Origin of the sequence: Micromonospora sp. DT47 (assembly GCF_049844475.1) — a bacterium.
Classification (GTDB): domain Bacteria; phylum Actinomycetota; class Actinomycetes; order Mycobacteriales; family Micromonosporaceae; genus Micromonospora.
Genome location: NZ_JBNCLC010000037.1, coordinates 21,359 through 27,864 on the forward strand (window position 1 = coordinate 21,359; position 6,506 = coordinate 27,864).

At 73.0% G+C, this 6,506-nt stretch carries 6 protein-coding genes; all 6 read right to left on the reverse strand.

Translation table 11 applies throughout. The features are described from left to right. Window positions 1-99: 99 nt before the first annotated feature. The 6 genes from ACLQ2U_RS30575 to ACLQ2U_RS30600 all read right to left on the reverse strand — a co-directional run bounded on the left by ACLQ2U_RS30575 (window position 100) and on the right by ACLQ2U_RS30600 (window position 6,381). Window positions 100-1,215 carry a C40 family peptidase gene (locus ACLQ2U_RS30575; RefSeq protein WP_425754364.1) on the reverse strand — a complete coding sequence of 372 codons (1,116 nt, stop codon included), beginning with the start codon at window positions 1,213-1,215 and terminating at the stop codon, window positions 100-102. Further along, the gene (locus ACLQ2U_RS30580; protein WP_425754365.1) at window positions 1,212-1,682 is read right to left on the reverse strand and encodes a hypothetical protein; all 471 of its coding nucleotides are present in this window, start codon (window positions 1,680-1,682) and stop codon (window positions 1,212-1,214) included. The genes ACLQ2U_RS30575 and ACLQ2U_RS30580 overlap by 4 nt, the downstream gene beginning before the upstream one ends. A gap of 199 nt (window positions 1,683-1,881) precedes the next feature. Then, window positions 1,882-3,432: a DUF6283 family protein gene (locus ACLQ2U_RS30585; protein WP_425754366.1), complete on the reverse strand. Its 1,551-nt coding sequence runs from the start codon at window positions 3,430-3,432 to the stop codon at window positions 1,882-1,884. Window positions 3,433-3,528: 96 nt separating this feature from the next. Continuing rightward, window positions 3,529-4,167, reverse strand: coding sequence for a GGDEF domain-containing protein (locus ACLQ2U_RS30590; RefSeq protein WP_425754367.1), 639 nt, complete (start codon window positions 4,165-4,167; stop codon window positions 3,529-3,531). A gap of 92 nt (window positions 4,168-4,259) precedes the next feature. Continuing rightward, window positions 4,260-5,078, reverse strand: coding sequence for a MarR family transcriptional regulator (locus ACLQ2U_RS30595; RefSeq protein WP_425754368.1), 819 nt, complete (start codon window positions 5,076-5,078; stop codon window positions 4,260-4,262). 475 nt (window positions 5,079-5,553) lie between these two features. After that, window positions 5,554-6,381, reverse strand: coding sequence for a hypothetical protein (locus tag ACLQ2U_RS30600; RefSeq protein WP_425754369.1), 828 nt, complete (start codon window positions 6,379-6,381; stop codon window positions 5,554-5,556). Between the last annotated feature and the right edge of the window lie 125 nt (window positions 6,382-6,506).

Sequence of the window (6,506 nt, forward strand, 5' to 3'; positions counted from 1 at the left end):
GGAAGGAACCTGGCGCCGTCAGCGCCGGCCGGCTGCCGCCAGCCCTTCCGCGGTGGCAGGCGGCAAGGCAGCGAGGGGCGGGTCGAGGGTGCCGGTGCGTCAGGTGACGATGCGGCGGACGGCGGCGAGTTGGCCGCGCCAGGTAGAGAGTCGGCTGATCTTGACGACGTCGCCGGTGTGCGGGGCCTGCATCAGTAGCCCTTGCCCGAGGTACATGCCGACGTGGCCGGGCCGGCTGGCGGTGCCGCGGCTACCGGGGATGAACAGCAGGTCCCCGGGCCGCAGCTGGTTCATATCGGCGACCGGTGCGCCGGCGTGGATCTGTTCGCTGGTGGTGCGGGGGATGGGGATGCCGGCGGCCCGGTAGGCCTGCTGCAGCAGCGACGAGCAGTCGCACTGGTGGGCGGGAATGCCGGAATGCGGAGCGGTGCAGTCCCCGCCGAAGGTGTAGGGGCTGCCGAGCTGGGCGAGGGCCCAACCGATCGCGGTGACGACCGGCAGCGGGGTGCCCGGCGGCAGGGTGAACCCGGGCGGTAGCGGCACCGGCTCGCCGCCGAACTGGCCGTCTCCACCGTCGATGAGGCACAGCGGGTTGCTCATCGCCTGCTCCAGATCCCCGGAGACCGGCCCGGTCCTGGAACCGCCGGACAGGATCCGGACCAGGGCGATGGCGTCGTCTTCCCATTTGGCGTAGGCGCCGGGAAAGGCGGAGCGTTGCACGGCCTGAGCGGCGTCGGTCAGTGGCATGGCCTGCCAGCCGTCGACCGCGAGCAGCGCGTTATAGAACCTGCCGGCGGCGTAATGCGGGTCCTGCAGCTGTGCCGGGGTGCCCCAGCCTTGGGAGGGGCGTTGCTGGAACAGCCCGATCGAGTCACGGTCCCCGCCGGGCAGGTTGACCAGTGACGACTCCTGCATCGCCGTGGCGAGGGCGACGACCCAGCCGCGCGGCGGGACCTGCCGCTGCGCGCCGACGGTGACGATGGCGGCGGCGTTGGCCATCTGCTCGCTGCTCCACCCCTGGCTGCCGGTGTATCCGCCGGGCGGTGGTGTCGGGTTGACCGACGGCAGTTGTGGTGACCCGTCGGGGCCGAAAGTGCGGTAGCAGCCGGCGGCGGTGCTGCCCCCACCGGTGACCAGGGCCCCTGCCGCGCCGGCGCACAGGACCAGCAGGGCCACCACCGCGGCGGCGACTCCGCCCAGCGCCCGCGCGCTCATCGGGACACCGCCAATTCGGCGGTCGGGCTATGAGTGTCGAGGTGGTAGCGGGCGACGGGTTCACCGTCGTCGGTGTGCACGGTGACCCGGTCGGCGGTGGGGTCGATGAGGTAGATCCACAGCCCGTCGAGGTGCGCGGCCTGGGACAGCGGGAAAACGGTGACCGGCTCGGGCGCCTCGACCATGCCGTCCGCGCTGGTGCTGGCCAGGGCCATGCCGACACCGGGAACCGGGTATTGCCCGGCCAACCGAGATGCGGCGGTGGTGATGGTGGGGTCGAGGTACGCCCAGTCGTGGGCGAGGACAGCGGCGATCAGCGCCGCGGTGTCGTGGCGGGCGTGGCCGGTCCAGATCCCGGCGAGCGCGGAGATGACGGCGGCCGGGTGACCGTCGAAGAACACGAACCGGGCGTGGACCAGGTGCGGCCGGTGGATGTCGATGGTGCCGATGTAGCAGCGGGTGCTCACAAGAAACCTCTTTTCGACAGCGGGGCCTGGGGCATGGGGCTGGGGTGGAGTGGCGGGCACGGCGAAGGCCACGCGGCTGATCAGGGCCGCGTGGCCTTCCCCGTGCGGGTAAGTACTGCGCTACGAGCGGGAGTCGGTCAGGTTGGCGGCTCGGGCCAGCGGGTCACGCATTCCACGCCGGTCGCCTCGGCCAGGGCGGTCAGGTAGTCCAGCCAGCCGGTGAGCCAGCAGGCGGGCAGGTCGGGTCGAACTGCCGGGTGGTCACGTCCACCACAAGGCCGCTGGCCGGATCATCGGCGGGGTCGGCGACGAGGACCGCGCGGTGCACGAAGCCGATGAGGTCGCCCTGCCGGTTGATCCAGCCGGCCACGTCGATCACCTGCGCGTGATATCCCCGCTGCCGCAGCCGGTCTGCGGTGGCGGGGGCCCAGGTGAGGCAGTCCCCGTCGACCGGTGACGGCGGAACCGGAAGCGCGGCAACGGCCGCGTCGAGGCCTCGTGCGGTGATCTTCGGGCGCAGGCGTTCCATCGCCCGGCGGGCCCGCGCGTCCGGGTCGCTGATGCCGGCCATGCCGTGCGCGGCCGCTTCCCGACCGGAGCCGAACAGGGGCACGGGGCAGACGTAGTCACGGGTCGCCGCGACCTCGTCCGGGCTCATGTCCTTCAGCGCGGCCAGGCGCAGGGCGAGCAGGTGGTCAGTGTCGTGACAGCCGGCCCAGCCCGCGCACACCCGCCCGTCCGACTGGTGGCAGAGGAACAACCCCGGCGGCTGCAACGCGGTGGGCGCGTCATACGCGGGCAGTTTGGCGTACTCGCAGGCATCCCAGACGCCGGAGGGGACATCGCGGCGGTAGGGGCACGTCCCACACGGTGACGACGCCGGCCCGCGAACGCCGCCATGCAGGCCGCTCACCGGCTGCTCTCCTCCGGCTGGTCGGGTCAGGCCGCGGGGTTTGGCTCGCCAGCCGAAGATCGGGTCGCTGGTCTCCACCGATCCGCAGCGGGTGCAGCGGGCGTAGGTGTCCTCGCCGTAGCCGGCCATCGACGGAACCTCGTCCTGAACGACCTCGTCGACGGCCCCGCAGACCCGGCAGCGCACCGACGCCCCGTCAGGACCCCAGCTGCTGAAGATCGGCTCCTCCTCGCCCGCGGGCCGGGATGCGACGCCGGTGGCCGGCGGGCTGCCGGGCGGGCTTGTGGCGGTGTGGCGGAGGGTCGCGGCGAGGAGAGGGGCGAGGCCCTGCCATGTCCCGGGGGCGCCGTCGGGATCAGGGTGATCGGTGGTGGCCAGCAGCGGCTGGTCCTCGCCGCGGGCCTGGGTGACCTGGTAAAGGCGGCCGTCGGTGTCGACCGCGTCGACGCGGCGGACCAGCCAGGTGTCCCCACCGCATTCGGTGTAGAGGGCCGCCCACGCGTGGAGCCGGGCGTCGGGCGTGCTGCGGCGGATCAGCGTGACGATCGCGTCGAGTGTTGCCCGGTACCCGACGGCCGCGCCGCGGGATTGGTCGAGGTCGGCGGCGAGGCGGTGCAGCAGGCCGGGCAGCGCAGCGGGGTCGGTGTGCCGATGGTCGGGGTGCAGCGGGAACTCGATGCTGCGCATGCTGCGCCGGTGGCTGGGGCTGGTCGGGTCGAGGGGCTGGTCGTGGATGAGCAGCAGTGTCTGCGCGTTACCCCAGCCGGTGAGGTCGGCTTCGGCGTGCGCGGCCAGGAGACACTCGGCCAGGGCATGGACGGCGGTGAAGGACAACATGTCATCTCCTCAAAAGTGCAGGCGCGCCAACGCGAAGGACCCCGCAGCCGGTGGCTGCGGGGTCCTTCGCATGTCGGCGCTGGGTTGGTGGGTTCGTCAGTGGTGGTGGCGGTCGCGGCTACGTCCGCCGCTGTGCGGTGTGGCGAACGGGTCGTGGCCCTGCACCCCGCCGCCAGCGCGTTTGGCCTGGTACATGGCCTGGTCGGCGTCAGCGAGGACCTGCCGGGGGCTCATGCCGAGCCGGGCGATGCTGTAGCCGACGGAGGCGCGGACGCTGACCTCGCCGGTGTCGAGGCGGATGGGGGCGCCGCCGATGGCGTGGCAGGCGGCGCGGGCGGCGTCGGCCACATCGTCCCGGTCGCCGTCGACGAGCAGCGCGAACTCGTCGCCGGAGAGGCGGGCGGCGAGCTGCACGGGGCCGTCGAGGCCGGCGAGGAGCCGCCCGACCTGGGCGAGCAGGACGTTGCCGGTGTCGTGGCCGAAGGTGTCGTTGACGGTCTTGAACCGGTCGAGGTCGAGCAGCACCAGCCCGCACGGCGCACCGCCGGTGAGTGCGGCGCGTAGGCGGGTCAGCAGGAACCGCCGGTTGGGCAGGCCGGTGATCTCGTCGTGGGTAGCGGCGTAGCGGGCCGATTCGAGGGCCTGCTGTTGGCGCCAGAGCAGGGCTCCGGCGAGGGCGAGGCCGGCGAGGATCCCGCCGACGGTGGTGACGATCGCTTGCAGGATGGGAGACACTTCTGTCTGCTCCTTTGTGCGAAGGAGCACCGGGAGCGGGCGTGAGGCGCCAAACTTCGACGCCCGCCCCCGGGCTACCTGACAGGTGGGGCCTACCGGCCGCCGGTGGCGGGGGCGAGTTGGAAGGTGGCCGGGCGATCGATGGTCTGCACCGCCTTGCCGTCGGCGACGAGCTTGGTGACCGCGTTGGCGACCGCACCCGGGCTGGCCTTGGCCGCACCGGAGCCCTCGTTGCCAGCGTCGACGAGCTTCGCGAGCTCACCGGTCTTGTACTCCCGGTCGGGGTGGGCCTCGAGGATGTCCAGGACCGCCCCGCGTAGCGACCCGCCGGTACGGCGGGCCTTCGCCGGGCGGGCCACGTCCTGCGGCGTGTCCACGGCTTCGGAACCGTGCCGCTCGTCCTCGGCCGTCGGCTCTGCCGGCGTTTCCACCGCGCGATCGGTGTCGGCGGACGCGGTCGTGGGCGGGGCCTGCGGGGCCGCCGGTAGGTCGACGTCGGGATCCGACTCTGCCGGCTCGTCGTCGCCCTCTGCGGCGGGCGGGTCGTCGGGTTCGGCTGAGGAGCCGTCGCCGTCTTGGGGCTGCTCTTCGACGACGTTCGGCTCGGTGGACGGTTCGGGGGTGGCCGGCGCGGCTGCGGGCTGCCTGCTGTCGGGGCGGGTTGGGGATGTGGCGGCGGTGGCGGTGCGGCCGGCGTCGGTCAGCCGCCACAACGTGCGGCCGTCGCCGGTGCGGAACCGTTCCGCTTGGCCGGACTCTTCCCACGCGCGCAGTTTCGGGGTGGTCGTGGAGTAGCCGATTCCGGCGTGCTCCGCGACGGCGGCGGCGGTGGCCTCGCCGAGTTCGGCGAGCGCGGCCAGCACCCTGATCGTGCTGTGCACCGGGGCGGTTGCTTGTTGAGTGTCGGTCATGCGCGTGTCCTTTCGGGTCGGAGTGGGTGCGGGAGTTGGGTCGCACTGATCCACGCTTCGACGGCGGCAGTGATCAAGTGCGTGGTCCGGATCTCGGGACAGGCAGGTGGCACTGCGGCCGTAGACGGCGACGGGAACGGGCGGCACGGGTGCACATCAGGCCGAACCGGGTGGAAGAGGAACAGGGCGGCCTGTGGCGGGCCGAGCAAGGGTGGGCGCCCCATGCCCGGGGCGCCCGGCGTGGTGGTTGTCCGACACCTGCCCACGGGTCGCCGAGCGCGCGGGCAGGCGACGTAGCACCAGCCGGCCCGGCGCAATGCGCCGGTAGCGGCTCGGGTGTGTCCCTGCGCCCGACGGCGCTGTGCTGTCGCCGATCCGGCTCGTCTGGCTCTGCACGCGGACCGGCCGGGCGGCGCGCCTGAGGTCCCTCGGGTGCAGGGATCACGGCGCCGTCCGGCCGGCTCTTGTTTGGGGGCTACAGGGTGACCGCGAGCAGCCGCTGGCCCGGCTCGAGAGTGTCGAGGTGGCGCAGGGCCTGCTCGAGGTAGGTCACACGATGGGTGAGGGCGTCACTGGCGGGGGCGAGTTTGCGGCCGTCGGCGGTGAGCATGGCGTCACCGGCGACGGCGCTGGTGGCGTTGTAATGCTGGTAGGCCATGGGGCCTGCCTGGTACATCTCCAACTCCCCAACGCCGGGCTGCCGCGGGCCGGGGGTGGCGGCTGCGTGCATCCGCATCGCGTTGACGCGGGGCTGGGCGTGGAAGTCCGCGATCGCGGTGTCGAAGGGGTACCTGTCGGGGTCGGTGAGGTGGCGGGTTTCGAAGACCGGCCAAGGGGTGGCCGGGCGGGTGCCGTGCACGACCTGCTGCCAGATCTGGTAGCGGATGCCGGCTCCGACTGCGGCGGCGTGGCGCATGCCCTGCAGGTCGAGCAGCCGCATCGGTCCGCCCGCGCACGAGGCGGGGCGGCCCTTGCGCAGGCCGATCATCTGCTGGCGCTGCCACAGTCGCAGCTGCGGCACAGCCCAGAACAGGGGCGTGAGGGTGCCGCTGACACCGAAGTGCTTGTCGAGGTGATGCGCGGTGAGCGCCTGCGCGGGCAGCTCGTCGGGCAGGCACACGATCATCGTGGTGATGGTCGGCGCCGGCGTGATCGTGGGGCGCGGGGCGGTAGTGGCGGCCCGGGCGGGAGCGGGCCTCGGCGTGGGAGCCGTGGTGGCCCGGGCGGGGGCCGGCCTGGGCGGGAGGGTGGGCACGCGGCTGCCGTGACGGGTCAGCGCGGTGCCGTTGGTGGTGTCGGCCAAGGCGGGGTTCCTCCTTCGGGTGGACGCGCATAGGCGCGCAGGGGTGACCCCCTCTTGGTCAGGATGGTGTGAGACACCGCGTGTGAGTGCGGGGTGCTGACCGAGGGCGGGATCGGAGATCCTGG

Bases quoted from the DNA above. Each gene is read 5' to 3' on its own strand.
- ACLQ2U_RS30585 (WP_425754366.1), bottom strand. From the start codon at position 3,432: ATGTTGTCCTTCACCGCCGTCCATGCCCTGGCCGAGTGTCTCCTGGCC.
- ACLQ2U_RS30575 (WP_425754364.1), bottom strand. From the start codon at position 1,215: ATGAGCGCGCGGGCGCTGGGCGGAGTCGCCGCCGCGGTGGTGGCCCTG.
- ACLQ2U_RS30595 (WP_425754368.1), bottom strand. From the start codon at position 5,078: ATGACCGACACTCAACAAGCAACCGCCCCGGTGCACAGCACGATCAGG.